Below are 24989 nucleotides of genomic sequence, written 5' to 3'. Positions count from 1 at the left end.
GCTCTATTTAAATCTGGCTGAGATAGTTACAAGCTTGACCGCAACGGTTACTCTGAATATCAAAATAGTAGTGATCCACATTGCCAACGGTGTGCATGTCTTGAAACCACTGCCAAATCTTAGCAACCGCATTTAAGTCGCTGTACACATTATCGCAAGCGTCCCACACGTCGTTTAGGTCAGGTGCTTGTACTCGAGCTTCGTCACACCAGACTTTCCATTCAGAGATAAATTTATCTGATGTTTCGCCGTACTGAGACAGACCTTTGAGCTTCTCAAGCGTTGGCCTCCACTCTTCCACCATAGCTCGGTGAGATTCGACGGCCTGATTTTGCTGTTCATTAAGAACATCAAGCTGCTCATGCAGTTCACTCTGCTGGCTCTGGATCAGTGCTAACTGCTGCTCTGCATAAATCGCACTGTTCTCTTCTGTCGACAGTCTTAACCAGTAGTCTTTCTGAATACTCAGCTGATTAATCAACTGCTCCAGCTTTATGGTGTCATGCAACCCCGTCTGATCTGTCTTTCGGTTCACCCACTCATTCAGGGTTAAATACATCGACAGGATAAGTGTTTTAGGGGACGCCAAATTGAAGCGAAACCCTAATCGACTGTTAATGTAATCCAGCCTTTGCTCAAAAGAGCTCAACACATGATTGTCACTCAGTTGTCCACCCACCTCGAGAAAGAGGCGCACGGCAAACCGGTCTAAAGAGGTACCAAACCTTTGATAGGTTTTCACCACTTGGCTTGCACATAAGCAATCAACGACATTGCGGTCAAGCAAACGTTGGAGTAAAGACAATTGTTCTGAACTCAGAACCTCTTCACTAAGCAGTTGTCGGTGATTGACACTAACAACATTCGGCACTTGCGATGATTGGGTTAAACCTTCGTATCTTGCGCCTCTCTGCAATACAGTGACCTTCCTTTGCGTCACAATGTTGTTAGGAAAAAGCGAACGGCGTCGCCAATGCAGCTTTTTCATTGGTGTTGTTCTCCGCATCTACTTCGAACAATCCAGAAAGAAGTAGAGGTAATAGTTTTGTTCGTTGTTACGCTGAGCATAATAGAGTTTACGCCAGTTGATGCCTTTCAAAATTAGTCAGAAAATTTTAGTCGTCAGACATTTCACTTAGCAATAGCGACTTGTTCATCCCCAGAACGTACACGACTTGGTGTCGTTCCAAAGCGGCGTCGGTAACTTTGCGTAAAATAAGATTGGCTAGAAAAGCCCGCTTCCATTGCGACGTCGACAATGCTCATTTTGCTAGTAAGCAATAACTTATGGGCATGCAGCAAACGGCGCTCACTGATCCACGCTCTAGGAGAAACGCCATAGTGCTCATTAAAGAGCTCTTTAAACGTCGTCAGGCTCGCGCCAAACTCATGAGCGTAGTCGGTCAGCTTCCACTCCTTCAGGTAATGGAGTTCCATAAAGCGACGCAGTCGGTCTGAGGTTTTGTTGGTCAGCTGTGATAATAACGCATACAGGTTCTCACCTTGCTCACCGTGGAGCAATAAGATGAGCATTTCCTCGTATTTTAAGCGCATGATGGTGTCAGGATAAGACTGCTCTTCTAGCGTCTTCATCCCTGATAAGGTCTGCTCTATCAACAAATTGAAAGTAAACGGGAACAATCCAGACTGAACGTTCTCAACTTTTGGTAGCGACATCAGTAAATCACTGTGCTTTTGCAAAAATTGACTGACAAGTTCATTGTCGAATTCGATCACTGACGCCGTATATTGGCCATCTATTGGCGTGTACTCTAGTAAGTAATCCCCTTGAGAGAGAAACACACCACAACCAGCGACGACATCTAATGTGCAATCCCCCGTCTGAACTCGCAATTGCCCATTGTGAACGACAACAATGTGAGACTGGCGAGAATGAAAAACTTCATCGTATTTTTCATAGTAACAAGTACTATGGATTTTTCGCGATAGCGAGTTGACCCTTTCTGTGTTTAGTTGGCCTAACACATCCATTTTCTACCCTTCATAATCCTAATTTCTCTAATCGAAAAAAGAGAAATGCCAAAGCCTGATCCCGCCTATACAAAACGTACGTGCGGTGTTTAATCAGAACGATGTCAATTAAAGAAGCAAAGAAAAGAGCATAGGTGCAATAGCACGACCATACTCCCCGAATAAATTACAAATAGCTCAAAAACTACCGGTGGTAGCAAAAAATAATCTTGGAAAAACGTCTCGATATTTTTTTGTTATATTCTCGAGAAATTAATAAGCTTTTGCTAAAGTTCAACTTATAACTAGTGATACTCAAGCAACCGAAACTTTTATTATATTAGAATAAATGAAAGTACTAATATTTAAGCCTACTCTCACCTATATTGGTATTTCCATAAAAAATGGAGTGTTTATTTTTAAACCACTTTATCTAGTCAACTTCATAGAAGCGGGGGATATAAACATAAAAATTGCAGTGAGTGCAACTGATATTCATATAAAGAAGCACTGAGTCGATGACTTGACCCCATTTATAGTTAGGTTTTTATCTCCAGATTATTCGCTTCATTCAACTTAAATTTTTATTAAAATAGAAAAAATGAAAACGATTACTTTTCTAGTTATTATTGTAAGCTTCTAGTTTTAAATCCTTATGCACTCTGCCTTGCGTAAAAATATAGTCCTCTTCTTTGCTGGCTCTGATTTCCCCTTGAGAACGTAACACTGCGCGGATCTTCATTTCACCCTTACCTGCTTGTATGGGCGCAATAACAAAAGAGTACTGTACAGGCAGCTGAACCCCCTGGTATGTCTGCTTTGCGACTGTAATACACCGTTCTGTGGTTACTTGGCACACATCAACATCAACCGATGTACTCACGGGCGCAATATACTCATCAAAAGCCACCCACCCATACAGCACAGCTTGGGCAGAGCTCGCAAAGCCGCCGTTTAAGGAATTGTTGTGAGTGCAAGCATTCAAAAACAACAAGCTTAGCAACCCAATAAGTGTTCTAGATTTCACTGCGTACTCTATCTACTTATCTTTTTATTAAAATAACAATCGCAATTCTGGTACAGAAATATACAAAAGATCAACCTGTATTTTATAAACCAACAAAAAAATAAATTCTCATAAATAAGAAACCACTAATTAACCTTAATTTACTTTGCCATAAAATTTGACATTAGTTCCAAGCACATAATTAAACATTATATAAGCAGGATTTATATGAACCTATGATATAAGCAACCTGACCAATGATTTCTTTATTGGCCCAATAGAAAAGCGTTTATATAAAAAAATCCAACCAATTTTGATAAACATCGAAATGCACTTGCCATAACTTCACCCTTAAAATTCTAAAAAGGATGACTTCTATGTCTGCGCGCCAAATCGTAGATGAGGTTTTACTTAAATTTGCTCATCAAATAGGGTTACCTAAATTACAGTTGATTGAAGACGAATTGGGTTTAGCTTTTGATGACAACTTAAGAGTTCATGTGATTTTTCACCCAACGACAGGGATGCTTCAATTAGAAGCTGAGATCGTCGATCTACAAATTGTTAATTCTGACCTTTACCGTTCTTTTATCGCATTCAACTACCATTGGTCTGAGCATCAATTGTTTTTTAGCTTAGATAACCACAGGCACAAGCTTTGTTTAAATAGACTGCTTCATGCAGAGTCACTCGACTACGAACTGTTTGAAGATGCACTGGCTGAGCTGCTCACACAGAGCGAATCTTGGGAAGACTTGTTATCCGCCCACATCGCCATGGAAGCTTTGCCATCTCAGCTTCAGAGCTCGGATTTAAGAGTTTAGGTGATCTATGTCCAATGACATCCAACCAACACAAAATCACTTATCTATCGATTGGATCGAGAGCAACAGCCGGACTGAGTCTGTACAGAAGGGAAACTTTCTAGGCAGAACCGTGGCGCAGATAAATCCAAACGAGCGAGAGCAAAACCGCACTAACTCTAAACTAGAGCTAGGCGAGACGCTTTCTATGCTTGCCAATACTGAGCTCTCCAACGCGATTTTAAACTTTGAAAAAGACTCGAACGCAGCACAAAGCCTGTTGAGTAGAAAGGTTCAAGTGATCGCGACCAATAGGCCGATGAGCTGAGTTCGACCCTCACCTTGTAAGAAACGCAAAGCCCCGAGATTTCGGGGCTTTTAACTTAGAGCATAACCTGAACTTTGTCGTTGATTACTTTAATTCCTTCATTTAGTAACTGCTCTTTTTGTCCATTTACATCCACCACATTTCCAGAAACACCCACAACACGATTTGTCCATTGGGAGTTTGAGAAATCGTCTGATACTGCTGCTTTCAGCATCGAAATAATGGCTTGCGTTGCGTTTGCGTGACCATAGAATTCCTCAGACAGCTGTTTGTATGTTGTTAGGGTTCCTGTGGGACATTTTCTTTTAAGTAAGCAAGTAGTTGAGGCCAATTGGCCTTATGATTTCGTTTGCCTCTTGATCGACTTTTTGAAGGTATCGCGGTTTTAAAATGAATCGTGCCTAACCCTGGTGGTTTAGTGGGGTAATATACGATTTCCCTCGCTAGACCACCTTCTTTCGAAGAGACATTTAATGGGACGCTTACCAACTCATTCCACTTAGTGGCAGGCACCAAAAGGGGTTATGGTTAAAAGCACTACAAACTTGCTGGGTGATAAGTCGCACTGCGTTGATATACGCGCGGATGGAGGTCTCTTGATGCTAGCGCCTTCTCAAGCCAAAAACAAAAACGATGGTGTTCTTCAATCCTACCTACACACTAACAATGTGCATCTGGAGAACTGTGCTATGTTAAATCAATCTGTATGTGCAAAACTTGCCACTGATGCGCGACCAGTAGTACAACAGGAAAAAAATACTGGTTCAACGCTTCCTAAGACGACGCAAATCACAACACATATCACAGCTTTTTTTAGTGAAGCGATTTCACGCTGTGTGAGCAATCTAGTGATGACAAATCAAGGCTCACGTAATGAAGAACTAAACCGACAAGCCTTTAAAATGGGGCAATTCGTTGGCGCTGGCATTATTTCATACCAAGAAGCGCATGCAATGCTTTTAATGGTCATGCCTGACATTCCGGAAGGAAAGTATGTCGATAAACCGCTTCTAGATGATGAAAAGGAAGTGGTCAAAAGAGTGAACGATGCCTTTTTACGCGCGGGAACCATTGGTTTTGACGACAAGGGGCGTTCACACGTTTTGAGCTTTCATCCCCAAGCGCAGCAATATTGGGCTGAATGGGTTCAAGAACAACATGCAAAGATCATTACTGTGGAAGCCGACATGCAACCCGTGCTAGGTAAACATGTTGGGTTATGTGCTCGTCTAGCTTTGGTGTTACATATGTTTGAAGGTAACCTAGATACAGACTTAATTCTTGATTCAACCTTGGAAAAAGCAATTCGTTTTGTTGAGTTTCTAGAAACTCATCAATACCGCATTTTCGGATCTTGCGAAAAGACAATTTTGCATGATCTTTCTAAGCTATTTCTTAGCAAGCTCGACGGCTTACCAAATCTCTTCTCGTTGAGCGACGTGAGCGATATTGTACTAGAAAACCTATGTGACCGCGGCTACCTCCTACGCACACAAAACAAGAGTAAACAAGATCGTCCAACGATCTTATATTTCAAGCACCCTGAATACTGCGGTGTTTAATTACTAAAAGAAGCCCTCGTTTGGAGGGCTTCTTTATATCGGTAATATCGGTATCGTTTGAGAGAGCGCCACTAAAGCTAAAAAGTACCTTTTAACTTATCTCCTCTCTCGCACCTAGCCGTTAGCATTTCTACTCAGTATGGTTTATTCGCTGAAACTTACATTTATGTAAGAGAACCTTGTAAACAGAAGAAAGCGCACTCCAGCTTGAAGGTCGATTGTCACGCCATTGCGAATAGCTACGGTTTGCTCTGAGCATCGAGTATGTAATATTGATACTTTTTCTTGCTCTAGATAGTGCGACATAAATCGCGCAATTGTCTTCAAATGTCTGAGACTTGTAATTCCAAAAAGCTTGGTCTTCAAGTCCCACAAAGTAAACGTAGTCATACTCTAACCCCTTACACTTATGAATATTCATAATGTGAATCGTATTTGGGGAGTTAAATAGAACGACAGAGTCTTTCACCCCCTCGACTTGGGCGTAAGTCTGGCGTAGACGGGTTTCAAGAGTATTCCATGTTTTTTGATAGAATCCTACTGAACGATATTGTTTCCACCTTCCTTTTATCTTGCCTAAATCGAGGAAATGTACGAAATCCACAACGTACGATATAAGTTCGTCGATGGTGGTTTGCTCATTCAATTGCTCTCGTTTCTGGGCTATGTATTGTGAAATGGTAGATACAATCTCATGTTCCTTTTTATCGCCAATTTCGACCCTATTTAGGCTCAAAGCAACACCATAGATTTCCATTGTATTTTTCAGGCTTGGGGAAAAAAGTGCTTTCAAAAATTGAGAAAAAATCAATCCTAAAGGCTCTTTGAATGCATCTTGTAATTCATTCATATCAGCATGTTCGATTCCTAGCCTAGCTAACTCACCACTTATTCTCTCTGTGTACAACGCTGACTGCTGCTTCGTTAGTATACAAATATCCTTGTTGTTTACTCCCCCATCTATAAGAGCTTTTATACTCTGGGATACGAGCTTGGCTTCCTGAACTTCATTAGAGAAAATACTTACAGAGCAGTTTGGAGAAGAAACATCAGAACTTTCAACCTCCTCAGTCGGATTCTTTATATAATCAATGAAGACGTCTAGAACCCTACCAATTTCGTCTGAGGCTCTGTAATTTTTTAACAAATACTTCTGTTCAGCCGAAAAATCATTTAGAAAATCATCAAACACCGTTTCTCGGGCGTCAGCCCAAAGCATAATACTTTGATTAATATCACCCACACTCAAAAGCTTGCTGGGCGTCCCTTGGAATAGAAGCTTTAGAAGCTCATACTGTTTATTTGTTGTATCTTGAAATTCATCAACAAAAACATGTGAGTATGAGTTTGAGAACATAGCCCTTACATCCTCTCTTTCTTTAAGAATGATAATTGCCATATCAATCAATCGTTCCATAAGGATCTTAGAGTTATTTTTTGCCTCACTTTCTTTGAAAACAATATCATATCCATCATGGGGACGCTGAGATAAAGGAAGTATATTTTTAAACCGATCAACTACACTCTTACAAAAAGCGTGAAACGTAAAAGAGTCAAATCGAGAAGATGCCTCTCCGCACCTTTTCCCAATTCTTACTTTGATGTTAGCTTGAGCTTCAGTTTTGAATGTCAATGAAAGTATTCTCTTTGGCCAAGGGCATATCCCAGTAACCAATAGGTAGTTAGCTTTTTGAGCCAACAGCTCTGTTTTCCCGGCTCCCGCACACGCCAAAACCGAAACTGATTGATCGCAAGTGATGATATCCATCAACTCCTGAGTTGGCTCTATACCTTTGGTTGGTTTCCATTCGTTCATTACTCAACAACCTGCTCGGAGCACTCAATAACTCTCTCAATCAGCCTCCTAAGCTCGGGGGGCATCCTACGTATTATTTCAGCAGAGCTATACGTAGCTTCCAATTTCGAGAACATCCTTACATGAGATGCTGGCTTGCTTTTGTTTGAAAGAAATCTATACCTATACCAAAGGAAATTTCTCTCCCAGTCTTCACCGAAATCATACCTTATACCGCTATTGCCTTGCTTTAAGACCGCCTTGATGAGTGAGGCTTGCCTAGCTTCCTGCTCTTCTTCAGATTCATCTTCACCTCCCTCCATAGGACCTCGCTCTCCGTAAGCTAAGTCGGGGGTGCAAAAGATTTCTGGGAAAGCACAAATCATCGAATAATCAATATCTAAAGGGCTAGAGAAGAACACATTGCTCTCTTCCAACTCCTCTACAAGGCTGACGTCTTCCTCTTCATCATCTTCATCGTTCTCTACAAATGTCATCAAGTAAAGATTCGGATCTTCGTCTGAGTCCCATTTAGGGATATTTTCTATCATCTCCTCATGAAGGTAAGGTGTATCATTGTCATTAGTAACTAGTTGTTCGACCGCATATTTAATACGCCCAAAGCCGCCACCATTTCTGTCAATATCGAAATCAAGCAGCGTTATGTAAGGGATCTGTAGCGACTCCAACAAGCGCCAGAAGTGGTTTACATGCCGACCACCTAATGGAACTATGGATATAGAACGACCATCAGAATGTTGACCGAAGTGTTCCAGCAGTTTGGGAAGTATTACTTGCTCGCTATCTCCTTCTCCCAAAACAACCAACTTCGAGAAATATATTTCAGGATAAGCCTTAACTGCCTCGCTAACATATTTGGCCTGTTCATCCCCAGACTCCGGCATACTTAAGGCTTGGACTCGTGTACTACACGTATCGTTTTCTAACCTAAAGTGTCTAATTTGACGAGGTTCAACCCTTCCTACTAACGATGCCGAATGTGTCGACACAATAGACTGACAAGACTCACTTGAACCATAATCTCTGACCAGACTCATGACTCTTCCCAAGTAATGTGGTGAGAGATGATTCTCTGGCTCTTCAAGAATCATAAGACTGAAAACTGGCAATCGGAGTTTCTCAGGATCGAAATAAGATTCTTCACCGTCACTGATTGCTTTACGCATTGCTTTATCTAAGTCAAACAGTGCTTTCGTCAATGCAAAATATACTAGTGATTTCTGCCCATCACTAAGCCTGCTTGTATCAACCTTGTTCTTTGTCGCATCAGGCATAAACTGAAGTTGCAAGAGCTTAAGTATTTCATCAATGTCTCCAACCGGGAAATCAAGAATAGCTTCCTTTAAATGCTGCCCTCTATATATGTCACTCCAAGTTTCATTGATAGCCTGCTTTATTTGAATTAGAGCATTGTTTTCTGTAGCTAACTCATTCAACTCTTGAGCTTTTTCTTCAAATTCACCCTTTTCTTCTTCTGACCACTTTATCGCCTTTAAAAGCCTACCTAGAATGGCTTTTGATGAGAACTTTAGCTGTGTAAGAGGATCTCTGTTAGCTGGTACGTAATTGACCTGAATTGCATTTCTCTGAGTTGTAAGTAAACGTTCTTTGACGTCATCTATAGGCTCATCCATATCACTATCAATAACCCAAATGGATTCTTCAACATCCCCTAATGGATTGTAATCAAAGGACAGACTTGCTTCCAAACGAACGCGAAATATGATCGATCCATCTTCGCCTGAGGCTGTTAGACCATTCAATAAAGGTGGTATCGAGATTGGATCTTCGGTGTTACCTAAGTCAAACCAAGCCTCAATAAATAAATCTCTAGCCGTATCGGGTTTGTCCCCGCTAGGTAAATGAAAATCCGAAGGGGATAAACCTCTCAAAGAATGGTCAATTGAAAACAACTTATTTAGCGCCTCAAGAGCCGTACTCTTGCCTGTGCCATTATGACCAATGAAAATAGTTACATCATCCTCAAACTCAATCGTCTGGGGATGTCCTGATGAGATACTCTTATAGCCGGATATCTTGAGTTTTTTTAACAACATTTACGCACCAATAACTTTTCGAAACTATCACCTGTATCAATGTGTATAATTGCATAAAAAAGCTCAAAAAAAATCCACCTATTGCCAATTTCTACTTTTAACGCTTTCAAAAGGTTGCTACTTAATCAAAAAGAGAACCAATTGGATAACTAGCCAAAAGGGTGTCAAGAACACAACATTTCTACTTAATCTTATTAGCTTTTCTGTAAGTTCGATTTTTCATTTAAGTTTTCGCGTCAAAGGGCAGGACTGAATAAAGGCGGCATCGTCGGCAGTGAGGGAGCTGTTTTGTCGAACGACCTTAGCTTGCGTTCTACTCAGATCCATAAGATCGCGTTTGGACTTTCTAAGGGTTGGCTCAACAGAGTTAAGTTTAAGATTATTGCGACGGAGCAAAACCTTCCTGACTATGTAAAACAAGCCAAGAAAGAGCAGGGCGCCAATGGTGATCACGCTTATGGTGTTATCGCCCAAGAGCCAGCGACTTATATATTGCGTATCGAAACATAACACGATCTTGGTCTCCTTTTGAGTTAGCCCAATATTACCGACAATAAGAGTTAACTCCGACACACCATCAGGCCATGCTAATTTAGATAAAACTTATAAGTAAAAGATAGATAACATGGGCGCTCCACATGGAAACACAAACAATAAAAAGTATAACCGCACATTTGCTCCCCTTACTTATAAACTTTGTCTGATGGGAGCCCGCGATCAAGACTTAGCTGATTTTTTCGAAGTCCATCGGGATACAATATTCCACTGGGTCAGCTTGTATCCTGAATTCGCCGATACTCGTAAAAAGGGGAAGATGCAAGCGGATGCTGAAGTTGCCTACCAATTGTTTAAGCGAGCAACAGGAACATCTGTGCGAAAAGAGAAAGTGCTGAGTTCAGGCGCAGTAGTGGCTTACCAGGAAGAACTGCCGCCAGACGTTCGTGCAATGGAGTTCTGGTTGAAATGCCGAGACCGCAATAACTGGAATCCTAAACAACAAGTTGAAGTGTCTGGAGATGCAAGTAACCCTTTGGCATTTTTACTAGCTGATATAGCCCAAGAATCGGAAAACGCCTCCCCTCTTCCACAAATTGTTTAAAAACACACCAGATTTAACATAATAATAATCTGCACCAAACGAAGTGAACAAATTTAAAATGTCCCTCGAAACGCCCGTTTTCATACGTTAAGGCCAAAAACATAACTGAATAAATACTGCATAAATGGTGAATAGAACGACTCAAACCAAAAGCGTGGCTTAGCTGCTTTTTTAACTAACTTTTCAGCTTGAACTGTAATAGCGTTGTTAATCGATCTTTCTCTTCTCCAATTGAGTCACTTCGCTTTGGACTTCAGCGCCCTCATGAACAATTAATTTTTGCATGCTATCTCACACTATCAACCTTGTTAAATTTATTGCTATCTAAGAAAATCGATAAAGAACGAATTTTCAATGTCTTAAGTGTAAGTTTTAATAATTTTTTGAGAACCAACGTCCATGCCTATTTTTGAAGGGTTTCTAGCTCTATCTTCTGTTCTATGTAAAACAGGCTTCCAGATTATTGCAGGCCAAAACATACTAGCTCAACAGGCGTCAGCAGAGCTTATTGACCTCATAAGAAAAAAAATTCCCAATTCTAGACAAGCCGGTCGTCTAAATAGACTACTCGAGGGAGTAGCAGATGAGGCAGCAGAATGCCTTCAAACACTTTCCGAAAGTGAAGAGTTCAAACTACCTGAAAATGAGAAATTAGCGACAATTCATGCCGTCCAACTCACAATTGAAAAAGCAGAGCTCAACTTCGATAAAGTAATCAAGGTTAATATGAGTGCAGAAGCTTTGGAAAAACAGATCCTTAGCTCTGGAAAAGTTGAGTACGACAGCTTAACAAGCTCATCCCAACAGTACTTTGATATTTTGTTGCGCGACAGCTGTGCTATCACCGTCGAAATTGTCAAAGGCATGCCAAACATCAATGTACTCATCAGCTCAGAGTTACTCAGAAGAACCGATGAATTCTTGGATAAGTTTAAGGACCTACTGTCTGAACTTTCAACAAAAACAGTATCAATTGATCAAAAGGATAAGGATTTCGAAACTAGGTACTTGAGATCTATAGCGACAAAACTTAATTCCTATAGCTTATTTGGACTGGATGTTGATGCTTCGCTAAAAAAGCTTGATCTAGACATTTCCTATATCAGTCTGACAGGTTCACCTTCCTACGAGTGTGAACTTGAGAGCACACAAATTGAGCACATTCTTTCTCAAGCAAATGCTGCAATCATTTCAGGTAGTCCGGGCTCAGGTAAAACGACACTGCTACATTGGTTGGCTCTCAATGCATCAAAACACACATTTGAAGGCGAGCTCGATAGATGGAATGGATTTATTCCATTTATAATACCTTTAAGAAAATACAGTAAAAATGAACTCCCTAAACTATCTGACTTTGTAGAATTTGCGTCACGTCTACTTGTTGACACGATGCCAGAAGGTTGGGTAGACCGAGTATTAAGCACTGGAAAAGCTATGATTCTAATCGATGGATTAGATGAAGTAAGTCGCGAAAAACGGGCTGAAGTCCAGAATTGGATAGACGAACTCCTTTCTGTATACACAGACTGTTTCTTTATCGTAACTTCCCGTCCAAATGCACTCGATGAGGATTGGCTCTACTACGCGGAACTAGCTCATGTCGAGCTTCAGCCTATGACGCCAGACAATATAGCCAAGTTTATTGATAACTGGCATCTAGCCGTAGCACAAGTATCAAACAAAAATCACACCGAAGCAGAGCTCAGTAACTTTAAGAAAAGACTAAAAGTCCAAATCAATGAAAATTCGAGACTTAGAAATATGGCATCGTCTCCACTACTCTGTGCGATGCTGTGTGCCTTAAACATTGATAGAAATGCGATGCTACCGCAGGAGAAAGGGGAGCTCTACAGGGTGGTCATGGAAGTTCTACTAGAGCGGAGAGATAGTGAGCGAAAAATAGAAGCTAATGAAGGTATAGTACTAACAAGAGCACAAAAAGAACTCCTTCTACAAAATCTAGCTTATTGGATGCTTATTAATAGAAAACAAACAGCGTCCTTTGAAGAGGCTGAAGACTGCTTTCGAAGAACAATGAAAAGTATGCCAAACGTCAAAGGAACAGAAAAGGAAGTAACTCAGTACCTACTAGCACGAAGCGCTGTCATTAGAGAAACGTCTGTTGGCTACATTGATTTTGTGCATAAAACCTTCTCCGAATACTTAGCGGCCAAGCACCTAGTAGAGGAAGACTGTATTAGCATGATAGCTGATAATGCCCATAATGAAGATTGGAAAGAAGTAGTTGTTATGGCTAGTATGCATACGAGCAGAAAAGATAGTAATGCTCTTATATCTAAGCTAATTCAAACTGGGGATTCTCACCCTCAGCACAAATATACACTTCATTTATTAGCTGTTGTAGCAAAAGAAACGACCATAACGCTAGATAAGGATGTCGCAGATCAAGTTGATAAAATCGTAGCTTCACTTCTTCCACCTAGGGACAAAGAGGCAGCCCTCTCCATCTCTTCTGCTGGTGAATTTGCTGCACCTTACTTAAGATTCAACGAAAAGCACTCAACAAAACAACAAAAACTATCTATCGAAACGCTGGTATTGATAAATGGCGATTCCGCGATTGAAGCGTTATCAAGCTATTCCAAATCATCAAGCCATTTCATTCATCAAGAATTGATTGAACAATGGGCGTACTTTGAAGAAGATAAATATGCCGAAAGAGTGGTCAGTCAAATTAAGAAGATAGACTCTCTCATATGGCCAGTTAAAACATCTTTAAAGGGAGTTGAAAGTTTAAGGAATGTTAAGCACTTACATCTAAACGATCTTTGGATAGATGATCATGAATACGAAAGGTTATCTGCTTTGAATCTAAAGAGATTACAGATTTCACATTGTACAGACTTATATAACCTGAATTTTCTTGCTGGCTACACAGAACTTTGTAATCTGGAGATAACTGAGTGCCATAATCTATCGTGCGTATCAGCCCTCACTAAGCTAGCCAATATCGAACTGCTAACGCTTAGTGATTGCACATCGATTAAAGAGCTGCCTAATTTACAACAGTTATCCAAATTATCGGCTCTAAACATTGAGGGCAACTCTGAGATAAAGAGCCTGCTGTTTTTGGAAAAACATCCATCTATAGTACATCTAAACATTGATAACTGTATTGGAATTACCACCCTACAGCCGCTATCACAATGCAAAAAGCTAACTGACATTCAGACAGATAACCTATCTCTTTCTGAAACATTACCTGACCATATGGCTGACCATATTTGGTAGGCCTCTTAGCTCAACAGATAAGTCATAGGGCTTAAGAAGGTAGGGGGGGCGGTCTACAACACAACACACCCTCCCTAGTGCCTAACTTGGACAATCGATAACCTGAAGTCAATGCTAATACCCGAATCATTTCATGTTCAAGTAAAGCTCTTTTCGGGCGCTTAATTGACTTTTTCACCTTCAGCCTAAACCATTCTGCTTCATGGTTTAATTCAAGGCGATTAAAGCAAGAAGACAACAACCTTAGTTTCTTTTTCAATGTAGTCTCACTACAAGTTTGACTGGTTTTCCAGTTCTCAATATGCTCCTTCCTGATTTTTTCTGTAGTTATCTTTGAATCAAGAAGGCTCAAAAATGACAACCAGCAATTTCGATATTCCAGTTGGCTTTTAGGCGCTAAATCAACCAACCTAGGCTATATCTCTAGTGAGCTAATTCTAGTTTTGCATTTAGCACTCGCACCTCTGAACTCTTCAAATACAAACTCAACCTCCTCTATAGTCGGAGATTCAATTGATCTGAGGCTTTGAGCTAAAGTAGAGGCCATCGCGATTGCTTGTAGGTAATCACGCGTTTTAAGGCTAGTTTTTATCTGCTGATACCCATCTTGGTTAGCAATGTTCCAACGAAAGGTATAGATGCCGGTCCGGCTGCGTACCAGATAAGTACATTCGCGAGTGGATTGAGATTTAGGGAATTGTTTTAAGGCCATTGTGCTCTCTATTGTACCTATGGCAGCTCAATAAGCCTTAAAAACGAGAAAAGGCCTGATAAATCAGACCTCTAGAATGTGGCGGTGAGTGAGAGATTCGAACTCTCGATACGTTGCCGTATACACACTTTCCAGGCGTGCTCCTTCAGCCACTCGGACAACTCACCGAATCAAATTTTGGTTGGTATCGTTAACCAACGAGGCGCTAATTTAATGATTATGTGCCCGATGGTCAAGGCTAAACACGAAAAAAAGCGCCCTTTTGCGTTTGTTTGCTCACTATCTAGCTAAATTGCATAAAACAGGGGCAATTATGCTTCTTGATAGTAGCCAGGTACTCGGAACCAACGGCGGCATTGGTCAAGGAAATATCCGTAAAGTACACCCATACCGCAAGATACAACCGCGTTACTCGCTACTGCTGTGATAATTTGGTCAGTCGATGCGCCTACGGCAAACAAAATGCCCGCGTAGACTGGAGATTGGAACAATACGTACGCCACCAAATCAGAGACGTTCTTCATGAAAGAGGAAGGTGAAAGCTTGTTGCCTTGGCGTAATACCCAGTCACGGAACATGCCATAAGGCCATGCAATTGCGATATTGACTGGAATAGACAGCGTGCGTGATGCCAAAGACTGCTCGAACATCATACCCGAGATCAAAATCTCAATGATCATGCCTGTGATAAAACAAAAAACCACCATAGCAAAAGTATCCGCTGCGGCGTTACGAATACAAAATGGTCCACGAGACTTCATTTACAACCTCTAAAATCAAACACTATTAAAAACGACATCTATAAAATGATTTACTGCATTTAAAACCAAATAGCAGTTAATGGCGCTATTAAAACACAACATTTTCAGTTTATGCTTCCGTTTTAAATTCTTGGATGTAAATTAATAACCAACTTTAAGCCCAAAAGTAGCAGCTTTCACCAAAACCAGTAAAAACCACCTTAAAACGACTAAAATTAGGTTTAAAAACGTAATTTACTTACTAAAAAACGACTTAGCACACGAAATACGCAGAAAACCAGTGATATATCTGGTAAGTGAATTTCAAAAAGATCGGCTTATGCTACTTGGAGGTCGATTTTCAGAGTAAATGCGAAGTTTGTGGGGTTAGAGAAATGGGCTTGAACAAAGGAAGTTGCTCGAACCTCGGTTCAAGCGACTTCCTTTTTATGTGTGAAGTTATTGATCTGCCAATAATATGGTGAGCTGATCGATGTCTTCTTGCTCAGGAGATAAGGCTTTGAGTAAGTGGCTTTCAATACGCTCGATAACGCTGCTTAGCTCTTCTGTCATGCTCGGTTGCACACTACCGAGAATATAAGACAGCGTCGTTAGCGCTTGAGTGAGGTTGCCATCATCTAACGCTAGATAAAAGTTCAAAAGTAACGCATCTACATCGTGCGGTGTTACTGGTTTATTCCCCTGCTTATCTTGATATTGATAGAGGATAGAAGCATGGCGATACAAAGCATCATCCAATTCTGATTCAACAATAGGTTTTGCAATAATGTGGTTGGCACCAACATCCAGCATCCGCTCTTGTGTCTCTTTGAATACATCGGCCGTACACCCGAAGATCAACACAGATTTTGCGGGTGTATCCATAGAGCGAATCACCGCGATTGCACCTACCCCATCGAGCACCGGCATGTGGTTGTCCATTAATACCAAATCAAACTTCTGACTGGACACCTGCTCTACGGCTTGTTTGCCATTCTCGACACAAACACAAGCGAAACCCTTCGAGCGTAAGAAAGTCTCCATGATGATGGTGTTGGTGCGGTTATCTTCAACGATCAACGCACGTAAACCTTGGCAATCAAGTTTGTGTGTGCTGGTAGGCTCCAATATCCCCGCTTCACAAGGGTTTAGTTCAAGTTCGACCACAAACTTAGTGCCGATGCATTCTTGACTCTGCACGGTAATGCTACCGCCCATGTGCTCGGAAATCTGCTTAACAATCGCGAGTCCAAGGCCTGTGCCGCCATATCGGCGCGTGGTCGAAGACTCCGCCTGCTCAAACGGCCTAAAGATGCGTTCCTGAGCGTCAGGGCTAATGCCGATGCCAGTGTCTTTTACGCTAATGCGCAAGCGCGTTTGCTGCCCCTCGACATACTCTGTCAGTTCTACCTCTACATAGCCTCGGTCGGTGAACTTGACTGCATTATTGAGCAGATTGAACAAAACTTGGCGCAGTCGCGCTTTATCGTTGTTGTACCAACGCCCCTCTGGCACATTGGAAATCACGCGAAATTGCAGGCCCTTCTCAGTACACAAGGTGTGATAGACACTGTTTGTACTGCCCAGAATCGAATCAATTGGGAAGGGCGTGTTATCAATCTCGATGTGCCCCTGCTCAATCTTCGAGTAATCCAAGATTTCGTTTAGTAACGTCATCATGTGATCGCCTGAATCGTACAGGGTGTTGAGGTGTTTTCTCTGCTCGTCGGTTAACTGGGTTTTCAGCAGGATTTGCGCCGTTCCCAACACACCATTCATCGGCGTTCGAATTTCATGAGATAACGTCGCCAAAAATGCCGTTTTCGCATTGGTGGAAGCCTGTGCTTTGATGCGCTCTTGCTCTAGGTAGACGGTTTTCTCATTGAATTTGGTGATCAGGTGTCCGATCTCATCTTCACTATCGTAGGTAATGTCGATGATGCCACCAGTTTTGGAGTCATCAACTTTTTGCGCGATGCGGACGATGGGTTCCACAATGTATCTATTCAGCAGGTAGTAGCCCACCAGCACACAGATCAATAAGAAAGGGATGATGCCCCGCTCTACACTCATCACTTGATCAAATACTTGTTCTGCAACTTGAACCTCTGCATTCACGACGTCCATTTGCCATTGGAAAGCTCCGAATTCAAGCTGACTGATGTAAATGTCTTTGGTGAGATGAAAGTTATGCTCAATCACGACTTGTCCATCCGCATCACGGATCACCACGCCTAAAGAGTATTGGTTGGTGTGCTCGCGAATGAATTGGAATAGCGCTTCGAGGGATAAATCGACCGTGGCGACACCAGCGAAAACGCCCTCATTGTAGTAAGGCGCCGAGGCCGTGATCATCTGAACTTGGGTAAAGGTGTCGATATAAACGCCAGACCAACTTACATAACCAGCGGGCTTATTCGCCACAGATTGATACCATGGCTCGTTGTCGTAACCACCGGACTCGGGGTTATTGTAAGAATGGATTTGATCTAAGCTGCCGTGCTCGTTCTTATTGAAGAATAAACTTGTGTATTGCCAGCGCTCATCCTCGAGTGTCGGCTTTGGCCATAAACCGCCACTGACGATGATGTCATCACTCACAGCAAGCAACTGGGGAATGGTACCTTGCAGTGAAATGTCGGCTGTTGGTGTTTGCCCTAACCCAACCAAGCTGTTCAGCAATCCAACGGAGTTAGTCAGTGGCCCCTCGATTTGAGATGCGAGTAATTGAGTGCGTAAATTCAAATTACGTTCGAGCTTTTCTCGCACTGGCGGTTCGACAACGAGGTACACGACAGAGCCAATGGTCGCGATAAAGAAACATAAATAAAGCGTTAGAGCGAGAATGCTTTTTTTTCTGAGTGACGAACGAATTTCCATATATGTAGACGAATCATTCCCTAATATCGATTTATCGCTGATTGATTGGTAATATGAGCGCAACCAACCAGCCCATTAACAAATGGTATTCGATTTTGAAACTACAAGACATCCTTTCTCTTCCAGAACTTGATGGAAAACTACTAAACCTAGCGAAAACTCAAGGCTTTGTAACGTCGATGGCGTGTGCGCCAAACGTTCTAAACCCTCAAGAGTGGCTGCCGTTCTTATGGGGTGGTGAAGAAACCGCACCCTTCTCTGATGGCGAACAACTAGAGCAGTACATTGATGAGATTGTTCAAATGTGGAACCAAACTCGCCCTGCTCTTCTAGAAGGTGCGTGGCAATGGCCAAAAGGTTGTGAACTGGATGATCAAGATATCGTTTCAGCGAACACGCGTGATTTCTGTGAAGGGGTACTTCAAGGCTGGCAAATCACTCGTGATGACTGGGAAAACTTGATGCCTGCAGATAGCGAAGACAGCGCTCTACTGGGTGGTGTTCTGCTTTCTCTTACTATGCTTTACGATCCAGAAACAACGATCGCGACACTTGCAGAGCAAGGCATGGAAGGTTTAGAGCAGTTTGAAGAGATCTTCAATGCGATGCCAATGATGCTCGGTGGCCTGACTCAGCGCGGTGTTATGCTAGCAGAAGAAGAGTAAGACGCTTTGCTCACCTAAAGCAGACTGCATTTGATGAAAAGCTCTCCACGTTGGAGAGCTTTTTTGATCAATCGAGAATAACGTGGGGAATATAGCGCGCCATATCTTGCGTGACTAAACTGCTGTCTTCTCGAATGGAAATGCCGGCGGCTTTGTCATTGACTAACCAGCTGCCAATCAAAGTATGGCTCTGACCAAATTTCGGTAGCGGATGATATTTCTGGACGATGTTTTGGCCCGATTCGTACGGCCCAGGAGTTTTCACTAAACGCTGTCCATTTTTGACGATCTCTATGTTTGCGCCTTCGCGAGAAAAAAGAGGCTTAATGACATAGTCTTTCAAACTGCTCGCTTTTGGATCGTTCGCAAAATACGCAGGCAGGAGATTAGGATGATTTGGAAAACGCTCCCAAAGCAGCGGTAATAGCGCTTTGTTAGACAGAATCGACTTCCACATCGGCTCTAACCAGTTCACACTCGATGTTGCAAGATACTGGCTGTATTGCTCTTCGAACATGAATTCCCATGGGTAGAGTTTGAACATCCAGCGAATCGCTCGGTCATCGGCATCAACAAACTGCCCTTCTTCTGTCACACCAATATCTTCGACAAAAACAAACGCCGTAGCTAAACCAGCTTCACGGGCGCAATCTTCCAGATATTGCACTGTGCCTTTGTCTTCTTCGGTGTATTTGCAGCAACTGAAATGCAACGTCTGCCCCGGTTGCAATTTAGCGATCTCGGCGAAGCGCTCAATGAGGAAATCTTGCAGAATATTAAACTGATCCGCACTTTGGTGGATGCGGCCTTTGTTAACCACATCTTCTAACCATACCCACTGCCAAAAGCCTGTTTCAAACAGAGAGGTAGGGGTATCTGCATTGTTCTCTAGAAGTTTTGCTGGTGATGAACCGTTGTAAGCAAAATCCATTCTTGAATAGAGGGATGGCTCTCTGCGTTGCCAAGAGGAAGCCACTTGGGACCACATGGCTTCAGGAATGGCACATTGCGTCAGTAATCGCTCACTTCGTACGACCTCGTCCACGATTTCAAGACACATTTGATGAAGCTCCTCGGTTGGGTCTTCGATGTCTTGTTCGATTTGGGAAAGAGAGAATTGATAGTAAGCACTCTCATCCCAGTAGGGTTGGTCGTACATGGAATGGAAACCAAAACCAAACTGGCGTGCTAAATCACGCCAGTTTTTTCTTTCTTGTATTTCTCGTCGAAACATCGCTGTTAACCGCCACGACTCACTGATACTGCTTTACCGAATCCGCCTCGCGACATGGCACGGCCAATCGTACCGCCACCTCGCTTGTTTAGGTTACTCGTCGCCACCTTTGTCGGTTGATTGCGGTAAGAGCCGTAGAACTGCCCTGCGCCGTTGTAATACTTGGATTTGTAGCGATACATCGGCTCTGAATAGTAGCTTTTGTTGTAACCACTTAAACCGCTGACTGCACGGCTGAAGAAGTATCCTCCCATAAACGGGACATAAGAACGGTGACGCGAGCTGTAATAACAATCGTCCTCGTAGAAATCGTCTTCACACTCGTACTCATTGTTATAGCGCGGTGCGTTTTCTTCTGCTCTCGCTATAGCTTCTTGATACGCGATTTCACACTGTTCGCTGAACTCTGGCGCATCCGATTTACACTCATCCGCATCGGTGTAGATGTAACCTTCCGTTTTCGATTCGTGCGTTGCCAGAAAGAAGATGCCACCAAAAGCAACGAATGGAATTATTCGTCCAACTTTAAAGCTTTTGTCCATGGAAGAACGTTTGACGTTAGAACTGCGTTTCATCGCTCCTCCTAGTACGTCATGCAAGCCGCGTTGAGCACGCCGACAGAGACAGAGACGGCCGCTAGCACGATGCCTGCTGGCACTTCATCATTCTCAATGCGCTCTGAGACTTTTGGCAAAAGAATGAAACGTACTATACCAAATGCAATGATTTGCGCGAGCATGGCCACAACGCCCCACACCATGAAATCGACGATATTCAGTGAGTTAGTCGCCGCACCTGCAATTGCTAAGCAATAACCAAGGAACGCACCACTTAACGCAACCGCAGCTGCGGTGTTTTTCTCTTTTTTGATAAGGTGCCATTCATCGTATGGCGTCAGTTTGACGTAGATGAATTTGAACGCCAGTACGAAGATAATCGAAACGGAAAAATAGATAAGAAAGTTAGGAAAACCTGCCAACAGGTCGGCAATCATGTGCATTATTTGTCCTTGTTCATGTCAGTCCAAGCGAAATCATCAATTCGCTCATCGGCAATATAAAACAGTTTAGTGCTCGGTGGTACTTGAGCGCTGAGCTCTGGGTTAAGCTCAATGCCACTGCCAAGATCGAAAGCGATCAAGGTCGCTTGGTGGTGCTTCTTAATGAACCCAAAGATCGTATCGACCGTCGTCGTTGGTTGATCTTCAGGGTAAATCACAGAGTACTGAGTCATACCACGTGTCGAAGCCAACAGCTCTTGATGGAGTGCACTTGAGCCCGGGTCCACCGCTGCTTTAGCAAGCATCTCTGCCCCTACAGCTGGGATACATTCCGCTCTCGGGCAGTGCTGGCTCAACAATCGGCCCAAAGCATCGTCTTTGAAGTAAGCGAGCAAGTGTGCATCAGGATTCACAGACGCACAATACAAGGCGGCTGAGAGGGTGATGTCATCGGTAAGATTATCAACAATGATACAGTTCGCTTCGGTGATGTTGGCATTCTTCATCTCCTGCGCATCGGTATAGCTGTTAACCTTGATAAAACCAATCTCACCCGGCAATGGGTTTTCAATGTCTGAACGGCTGCACAAAACGATTGGACGCTTGCCATGTTCTTCATGTTGCAACATACGGATCAGATGCATGGTACGCGCGCCATTCCAACCCAGTAATACGATATGGTTTTCCACTCTTACTCTCCGTTTGCCCAATATTCCCGCTCGCCAATAGTCGATCGCGCCTCCTGCCACTCGTCCCAAAATGGCGGCAAATAAGCTCAGACCACCAGGGATGATAAACAACACGACTACCCACTTGCCCATATCGGTGACGGGTGAATGATCGCCATAGCCCACTGTAGAGGCGGTGACCATTAGGTAGTAAATGAAGTTCGAGAAGTTATCGGTTAGTGCGTGCTCCCCCGCGAGGGCCAGCAACAACCATGAAATGGCGACATATGCGGCACTAATGACAAGAAGGTTTCGGTTGCTCAATTTGAAAAGATGGGTACTTAGCCACTTTTTCAGTACTAGCCATACAGCCATAAGTTTCCGATTCCTTTCTGATTGCTATAACTAAATACTAACTCATTGATTGTAAAAAACAAAAAAACCAGCCATATTCGGCTGGTTTTTGAGATTTATCGTAGCAAACTTTGGTCTAAGAACTGACTAAGCGTTGCCTTTCAACTACATGTTAAGCTGCTCTGCGAAATCTAGCATGCGGTTCAGTGAGACCAGAGATTTCACACGTAATGCTTCATCAACGAAGATTTCGTGCTCTGCACCACCTTCTCTCAATGCTTTTTCAATCGCTTTAAGGCCGTTCATTGCCATCCAAGGACAGTGTGCGCAGCTGCGACACGTTGCACCCGCACCTGCCGTTGGAGCTTCAATCAGCTCTTTTTCTGGAACTAGCTGCTGCATCTTGAAGAAGATGCCTTTGTCTGTAGCCACGATCATTTGTTGATGAGGTAGCTCTTTAGCCGCTTTGATTAGCTGACTTGTAGACCCCACAGCATCGGCTAATTCCACTACACTCGCTGGCGATTCTGGGTGTACTAGAATAGCGGCATCCGGATACACGTTCTTCATCTTACGTAATGCATCCGCAGAGAACTCATCGTGAACTACACACTCAGCATGCCATAACAACATGTCTGCGCCTGTCTTTTTCGCAATGTAAGAACCTAGATGGCGGTCTGGCCCCCAAATGATTGGCTTATCTTCTGCGTCTAAGTGCTCAACAATATCAAGAGCGATGCTTGATGTGACCACCCAATCAGCACGAGCTTTTACCGCTGCCGACGTGTTTGCGTATACCACGACCGTATGGTCAGGGTGTGCATCACAGAAATCACTGAACTCATCTGCTGGGCAGCCGAGGTCAAGAGAACATTCTGCCTCTAGCGTTGGCATCAGAATGCGTTTTTCAGGCGTAAGAATCTTTGCAGATTCGCCCATAAAACGAACACCACCAATAATCAGTGTGCTTGCTGGGTGACGGTTGCCAAATTTCGCCATTTCAAGCGAATCACCAACAAAACCGCCGGTCTCTTCAGCCAAAGCTTGAATCTCTGGATCGGTGTAGTAGTGCGCGATAAGTACCGCGTCTTCCTCTTTAAGCAGCTTTTTGATTCGCTCGATGTAATCGGCTTCTTCTTCTTGGCTTAATGGGATTGGTTTTGGAGGGAATGGGTAAACTGTCTCGATTTTATCTAGTATGTGGCTCATTGCTCTTGCTCTACGCAACTTCCTTTAATCCGGGTATTGTAACCTTGTTGATTTTCAAAAACCAACCCGTAACCGGAATTTATAGCAGTCTAGCCGTATATCTTTGTTGTAAGTAACAATTCTAACTGTAGAGAATGAACGCTTGTTACATCTCAGCTCAGCAATACAGAGACAAGTATTGAGGGGGATTGAGGCATAGGGAGATAAAGAGTAGAGATTGAAAGAGATATAGAGATTGAAAGAGATAGGGACACAGAAAACAAAAAGGGAGCCTCTGCTCCCTTTGATATTGTCTTGCTACCGATTAGGCGTGATTACTTCAGCTTAGAGCTTGCAATTTTCGCCGAGGCACTGCCCGGGTACTCATCAACAACTTGCTGATAGTATTTCTTCGCCTTTGCGTCATTATTGTTACGCTCTGCGATATCGCCTAGCTTAACCAATGCGTCCGCACGCTTGTTGGAATCTTTGTAAGAAACCACAGCAGCAAAGCTTTTCACGGCCTCTTTGTCCTGTTTCTTAGCGAAGTACAACTGACCTAGCCAGTAATGCGAGTTCGCTGAGTAAGTTGAATCAGGATAGTCCTTTTGGAACTGTTTGAATGCAGCGATCGCGCCAGTGTAGTCGCGTTTCTTGAGGATCAAGTCCACCGCATCTTGGTAAGCCGTTTGCTCATCGGCGTTCGATGAGTACTTACCACCCGTTTCCGCTGGTTTGGTTTCTTTTACTGGCGCGGCTTTCATTTCGCCACGCACTCGATCTAACTCAACGAACAACTCTCGCTGACGTTTGAGCATTTGCTGCATCTCGTAGCTGTTGCGCTCTAACTGACCACGTAGATCACTGATCTCTTGTGACATTTGGTCAATTTGCTCTTGCATTTGAAGCTGAACGCGATTGCGATTTTGCAGCAAGCGCTCTAAACGCTCGATGTCGCTTTCTGAAGAAGATCGAGTAGATACTGATGATGTGCTGTTGAGATCTGATACTGGAGCTGGTGCAGCGAACGCGAAGTTCGCTGCACTTGCCAGTAACGTAAGCGTAACAGCGCGCTTAGTGTTACTGAACATGAGGTTTACCTCGAATTAGTATACTAGAACCGCACGACGGTTCTTAGCGTAAACTTCTTCAGATTGACCTAGAAGAAGTGGCTTCTCTTCACCGTAGCTAACGATAGAGATTTGGTCAGCTTGAACGCCTAGTGCTTGTAGGTAGTTCGATACTGCTTCAGCACGACGCTCGCCAAGTGCGATGTTGTACTCAGGCGTACCACGCTCATCCGCGTGACCTTCAATCGTTACTTTAAGAGCAGGGTTCTTGCTTAGGTAAGAAGCGTGAGCTGCTAGCATTTCTTCGTAATCGCCCGCAATTGTTGAGTTATCAAATGCGAAGTAGATAGTTTGAGTTTCACGTAGCGCTTGCTCTTTTAGCTCTTGCTCCGTTAGCTGACCATTTGGATCGATCGGCGTTACTACTGTTGTTTCTGAAGCACCAGTGTTTGTTTCTGCACCAGTGTTAGAAGCAGCGTCATCACTTGAACTACATGCTGTCATAGCCATCACAGGAATCGCGATTAGTAGCCCTTTTAGAACCTTGTTCAGTTGCATCTTATTTTCCTTTATTAATCAATTTT

22 protein-coding genes and 1 tRNA gene are annotated in these 24989 nt (G+C 43.0%); 7 read left to right on the top strand and 16 right to left on the bottom strand.

Annotated elements, in window-relative coordinates; all coding sequences use genetic code 11:
* Positions 1 to 7: 7 nt before the first annotated feature.
* From A8140_RS05840 to A8140_RS05830, 3 genes are all read right to left on the bottom strand, one after another.
* A complete protein-coding gene (locus tag A8140_RS05840) occupies positions 8 to 988 on the bottom strand; it encodes a T3SS regulon anti-activator ExsD domain-containing protein (protein ID WP_032999905.1) in 981 nt (326 codons plus the stop codon).
* A gap of 143 nt (positions 989 to 1131) precedes the next feature.
* A complete protein-coding gene (locus A8140_RS05835; protein WP_005528973.1) occupies positions 1132 to 1992 on the bottom strand; it encodes an AraC family transcriptional regulator in 861 nt (286 codons plus the stop codon).
* 598 nt (positions 1993 to 2590) lie between these two features.
* Positions 2591 to 2998, bottom strand: coding sequence for a YscW family type III secretion system pilotin (locus A8140_RS05830; RefSeq protein WP_005537109.1), 408 nt, complete (start codon positions 2996 to 2998; stop codon positions 2591 to 2593).
* Positions 2999 to 3354: 356 nt separating this feature from the next.
* Between A8140_RS05830 and A8140_RS05825 the strand changes: the two genes are divergently transcribed.
* Complete coding sequence (locus A8140_RS05825; protein ID WP_005537110.1) at positions 3355 to 3801, top strand: CesT family type III secretion system chaperone; 447 nt, start codon at positions 3355 to 3357, stop codon at positions 3799 to 3801.
* 7 nt (positions 3802 to 3808) lie between these two features.
* Positions 3809 to 4108 (top strand): T3SS regulon translocated regulator ExsE2, encoded by a 300-nt coding sequence (gene exsE2, locus A8140_RS05820; protein ID WP_005537111.1) that lies wholly within the window; start codon positions 3809 to 3811, stop codon positions 4106 to 4108.
* Between the two features lie 55 nt (positions 4109 to 4163).
* On the opposite strand, the gene A8140_RS25085 is transcribed toward exsE2, so the two are convergent.
* Positions 4164 to 4322 (bottom strand): hypothetical protein, encoded by a 159-nt coding sequence (locus A8140_RS25085; protein WP_157722005.1) that lies wholly within the window; start codon positions 4320 to 4322, stop codon positions 4164 to 4166.
* A gap of 385 nt (positions 4323 to 4707) precedes the next feature.
* On the opposite strand from A8140_RS25085, the gene A8140_RS05810 reads away from it, so the two are divergent.
* Positions 4708 to 5670: a DUF3987 domain-containing protein gene (locus tag A8140_RS05810; RefSeq protein WP_038862816.1), complete on the top strand. Its 963-nt coding sequence runs from the start codon at positions 4708 to 4710 to the stop codon at positions 5668 to 5670.
* Between the two features lie 130 nt (positions 5671 to 5800).
* Here the strand turns inward: A8140_RS05810 and A8140_RS05805 are convergent, their stop codons facing one another.
* Together A8140_RS05805 and A8140_RS05800 are read right to left on the bottom strand one after the other, a co-directional pair.
* Complete coding sequence (locus A8140_RS05805; RefSeq protein WP_005534677.1) at positions 5801 to 7486, bottom strand: UvrD-helicase domain-containing protein; 1686 nt, start codon at positions 7484 to 7486, stop codon at positions 5801 to 5803.
* A complete protein-coding gene (locus A8140_RS05800; protein ID WP_005534678.1) occupies positions 7486 to 9543 on the bottom strand; it encodes an ATP-dependent nuclease in 2058 nt (685 codons plus the stop codon). Before A8140_RS05800 ends, A8140_RS05805 begins: the two co-directional genes overlap by 1 nt.
* A 288-nt stretch (positions 9544 to 9831) precedes the next feature.
* Between A8140_RS05800 and A8140_RS05795 the strand changes: the two genes are divergently transcribed.
* From A8140_RS05795 to A8140_RS05785, 3 genes are all read left to right on the top strand, one after another.
* Positions 9832 to 10053, top strand: a complete 222-nt coding sequence (locus A8140_RS05795) for a hypothetical protein (RefSeq protein WP_005534679.1) — start codon at positions 9832 to 9834, stop codon at positions 10051 to 10053.
* Between the two features lie 115 nt (positions 10054 to 10168).
* Complete coding sequence (locus tag A8140_RS05790; RefSeq protein WP_005534680.1) at positions 10169 to 10642, top strand: hypothetical protein; 474 nt, start codon at positions 10169 to 10171, stop codon at positions 10640 to 10642.
* A gap of 399 nt (positions 10643 to 11041) precedes the next feature.
* Entirely contained in the window at positions 11042 to 13894 is a 2853-nt protein-coding gene (locus tag A8140_RS05785; RefSeq protein WP_005534681.1) for an NACHT N-terminal Helical domain 1-containing protein, read from the top strand.
* Positions 13895 to 14685: 791 nt separating this feature from the next.
* Here A8140_RS05785 and A8140_RS05775 read toward each other — a convergent pair.
* The 3 genes from A8140_RS05775 to A8140_RS05765 form a co-directional block, all read right to left on the bottom strand.
* Positions 14686 to 14773, bottom strand: a tRNA-Ser gene (locus A8140_RS05775).
* Positions 14774 to 14917: 144 nt separating this feature from the next.
* Positions 14918 to 15367 (bottom strand): L-alanine exporter AlaE, encoded by a 450-nt coding sequence (locus tag A8140_RS05770; protein ID WP_005534684.1) that lies wholly within the window; start codon positions 15365 to 15367, stop codon positions 14918 to 14920.
* Between the two features lie 438 nt (positions 15368 to 15805).
* Positions 15806 to 18226, bottom strand: a complete 2421-nt coding sequence (locus tag A8140_RS05765) for a hybrid sensor histidine kinase/response regulator (RefSeq protein ID WP_005534686.1) — start codon at positions 18224 to 18226, stop codon at positions 15806 to 15808.
* 53 nt (positions 18227 to 18279) lie between these two features.
* Between A8140_RS05765 and A8140_RS05760 the strand changes: the two genes are divergently transcribed.
* The gene (locus A8140_RS05760; RefSeq protein ID WP_005534688.1) at positions 18280 to 18891 is read left to right on the top strand and encodes a YecA/YgfB family protein; all 612 of its coding nucleotides are present in this window, start codon (positions 18280 to 18282) and stop codon (positions 18889 to 18891) included.
* Positions 18892 to 18958: 67 nt separating this feature from the next.
* Here the strand turns inward: A8140_RS05760 and A8140_RS05755 are convergent, their stop codons facing one another.
* The 7 genes from A8140_RS05755 to pal all read right to left on the bottom strand — a co-directional run bounded on the left by A8140_RS05755 (position 18959) and on the right by pal (position 24963).
* On the bottom strand, positions 18959 to 20125 hold the full coding sequence (locus A8140_RS05755) for a glutathionylspermidine synthase family protein (protein WP_005534690.1): 1167 nt from the start codon (positions 20123 to 20125) through the stop codon (positions 18959 to 18961).
* Between the two features lie 5 nt (positions 20126 to 20130).
* A complete protein-coding gene (locus A8140_RS05750; RefSeq protein ID WP_005534692.1) occupies positions 20131 to 20700 on the bottom strand; it encodes a DUF1190 domain-containing protein in 570 nt (189 codons plus the stop codon).
* Positions 20701 to 20708: 8 nt separating this feature from the next.
* Positions 20709 to 21125, bottom strand: a complete 417-nt coding sequence (locus A8140_RS05745) for a DUF350 domain-containing protein (protein WP_005534694.1) — start codon at positions 21123 to 21125, stop codon at positions 20709 to 20711.
* Positions 21125 to 22168: a potassium channel family protein gene (locus tag A8140_RS05740; RefSeq protein ID WP_005534696.1), complete on the bottom strand. Its 1044-nt coding sequence runs from the start codon at positions 22166 to 22168 to the stop codon at positions 21125 to 21127. Before A8140_RS05740 ends, A8140_RS05745 begins: the two co-directional genes overlap by 1 nt.
* Positions 22169 to 22312: 144 nt before the next feature.
* Positions 22313 to 23356: a quinolinate synthase NadA gene (nadA, locus tag A8140_RS05735; protein WP_005534698.1), complete on the bottom strand. Its 1044-nt coding sequence runs from the start codon at positions 23354 to 23356 to the stop codon at positions 22313 to 22315.
* Between the two features lie 314 nt (positions 23357 to 23670).
* Positions 23671 to 24426 (bottom strand): tol-pal system protein YbgF, encoded by a 756-nt coding sequence (gene ybgF / locus A8140_RS05730; protein ID WP_005534699.1) that lies wholly within the window; start codon positions 24424 to 24426, stop codon positions 23671 to 23673.
* Between the two features lie 15 nt (positions 24427 to 24441).
* A complete protein-coding gene (gene pal / locus A8140_RS05725; RefSeq protein WP_005426291.1) occupies positions 24442 to 24963 on the bottom strand; it encodes a peptidoglycan-associated lipoprotein Pal in 522 nt (173 codons plus the stop codon).
* Positions 24964 to 24989 lie beyond the last annotated feature (26 nt).

It is taken from the genome of Vibrio campbellii CAIM 519 = NBRC 15631 = ATCC 25920 (assembly GCF_002163755.1).
GTDB classification, from domain to species: Bacteria; Pseudomonadota; Gammaproteobacteria; order Enterobacterales; family Vibrionaceae; genus Vibrio; species Vibrio campbellii.
Note: the sequence above shows the minus strand (reverse complement) of the source record. Positions and strands in the feature narration are given on the sequence as shown.

What these genes read in the sequence shown, in the direction of transcription:
- A8140_RS05840 (WP_032999905.1), bottom strand. Translation starts at nt 988, where the DNA reads ATGAAAAAGCTGCATTGGCGACGCCGTTCGCTTTTTCCTAACAACATT.
- A8140_RS05835 (WP_005528973.1), bottom strand. Translation starts at nt 1,992, where the DNA reads ATGGATGTGTTAGGCCAACTAAACACAGAAAGGGTCAACTCGCTATCG.
- A8140_RS05825 (WP_005537110.1), top strand. Translation starts at nt 3,355, where the DNA reads ATGTCTGCGCGCCAAATCGTAGATGAGGTTTTACTTAAATTTGCTCAT.
- exsE2 (WP_005537111.1), top strand. Translation starts at nt 3,809, where the DNA reads ATGTCCAATGACATCCAACCAACACAAAATCACTTATCTATCGATTGG.
- A8140_RS25085 (WP_157722005.1), bottom strand. Translation starts at nt 4,322, where the DNA reads ATGCTGAAAGCAGCAGTATCAGACGATTTCTCAAACTCCCAATGGACA.
- A8140_RS05810 (WP_038862816.1), top strand. Translation starts at nt 4,708, where the DNA reads ATGCTAGCGCCTTCTCAAGCCAAAAACAAAAACGATGGTGTTCTTCAA.
- A8140_RS05805 (WP_005534677.1), bottom strand. Translation starts at nt 7,486, where the DNA reads ATGAACGAATGGAAACCAACCAAAGGTATAGAGCCAACTCAGGAGTTG.
- A8140_RS05800 (WP_005534678.1), bottom strand. Translation starts at nt 9,543, where the DNA reads ATGTTGTTAAAAAAACTCAAGATATCCGGCTATAAGAGTATCTCATCA.
- A8140_RS05790 (WP_005534680.1), top strand. Translation starts at nt 10,169, where the DNA reads ATGGGCGCTCCACATGGAAACACAAACAATAAAAAGTATAACCGCACA.
- A8140_RS05785 (WP_005534681.1), top strand. Translation starts at nt 11,042, where the DNA reads ATGCCTATTTTTGAAGGGTTTCTAGCTCTATCTTCTGTTCTATGTAAA.
- A8140_RS05770 (WP_005534684.1), bottom strand. Translation starts at nt 15,367, where the DNA reads ATGAAGTCTCGTGGACCATTTTGTATTCGTAACGCCGCAGCGGATACT.
- A8140_RS05765 (WP_005534686.1), bottom strand. Translation starts at nt 18,226, where the DNA reads ATGGAAATTCGTTCGTCACTCAGAAAAAAAAGCATTCTCGCTCTAACG.
- A8140_RS05760 (WP_005534688.1), top strand. Translation starts at nt 18,280, where the DNA reads ATGAGCGCAACCAACCAGCCCATTAACAAATGGTATTCGATTTTGAAA.
- A8140_RS05755 (WP_005534690.1), bottom strand. Translation starts at nt 20,125, where the DNA reads ATGTTTCGACGAGAAATACAAGAAAGAAAAAACTGGCGTGATTTAGCA.
- A8140_RS05750 (WP_005534692.1), bottom strand. Translation starts at nt 20,700, where the DNA reads ATGAAACGCAGTTCTAACGTCAAACGTTCTTCCATGGACAAAAGCTTT.
- A8140_RS05745 (WP_005534694.1), bottom strand. Translation starts at nt 21,125, where the DNA reads ATGCACATGATTGCCGACCTGTTGGCAGGTTTTCCTAACTTTCTTATC.
- A8140_RS05740 (WP_005534696.1), bottom strand. Translation starts at nt 22,168, where the DNA reads ATGGCTGTATGGCTAGTACTGAAAAAGTGGCTAAGTACCCATCTTTTC.
- nadA (WP_005534698.1), bottom strand. Translation starts at nt 23,356, where the DNA reads ATGAGCCACATACTAGATAAAATCGAGACAGTTTACCCATTCCCTCCA.
- ybgF (WP_005534699.1), bottom strand. Translation starts at nt 24,426, where the DNA reads ATGTTCAGTAACACTAAGCGCGCTGTTACGCTTACGTTACTGGCAAGT.
- pal (WP_005426291.1), bottom strand. Translation starts at nt 24,963, where the DNA reads ATGCAACTGAACAAGGTTCTAAAAGGGCTACTAATCGCGATTCCTGTG.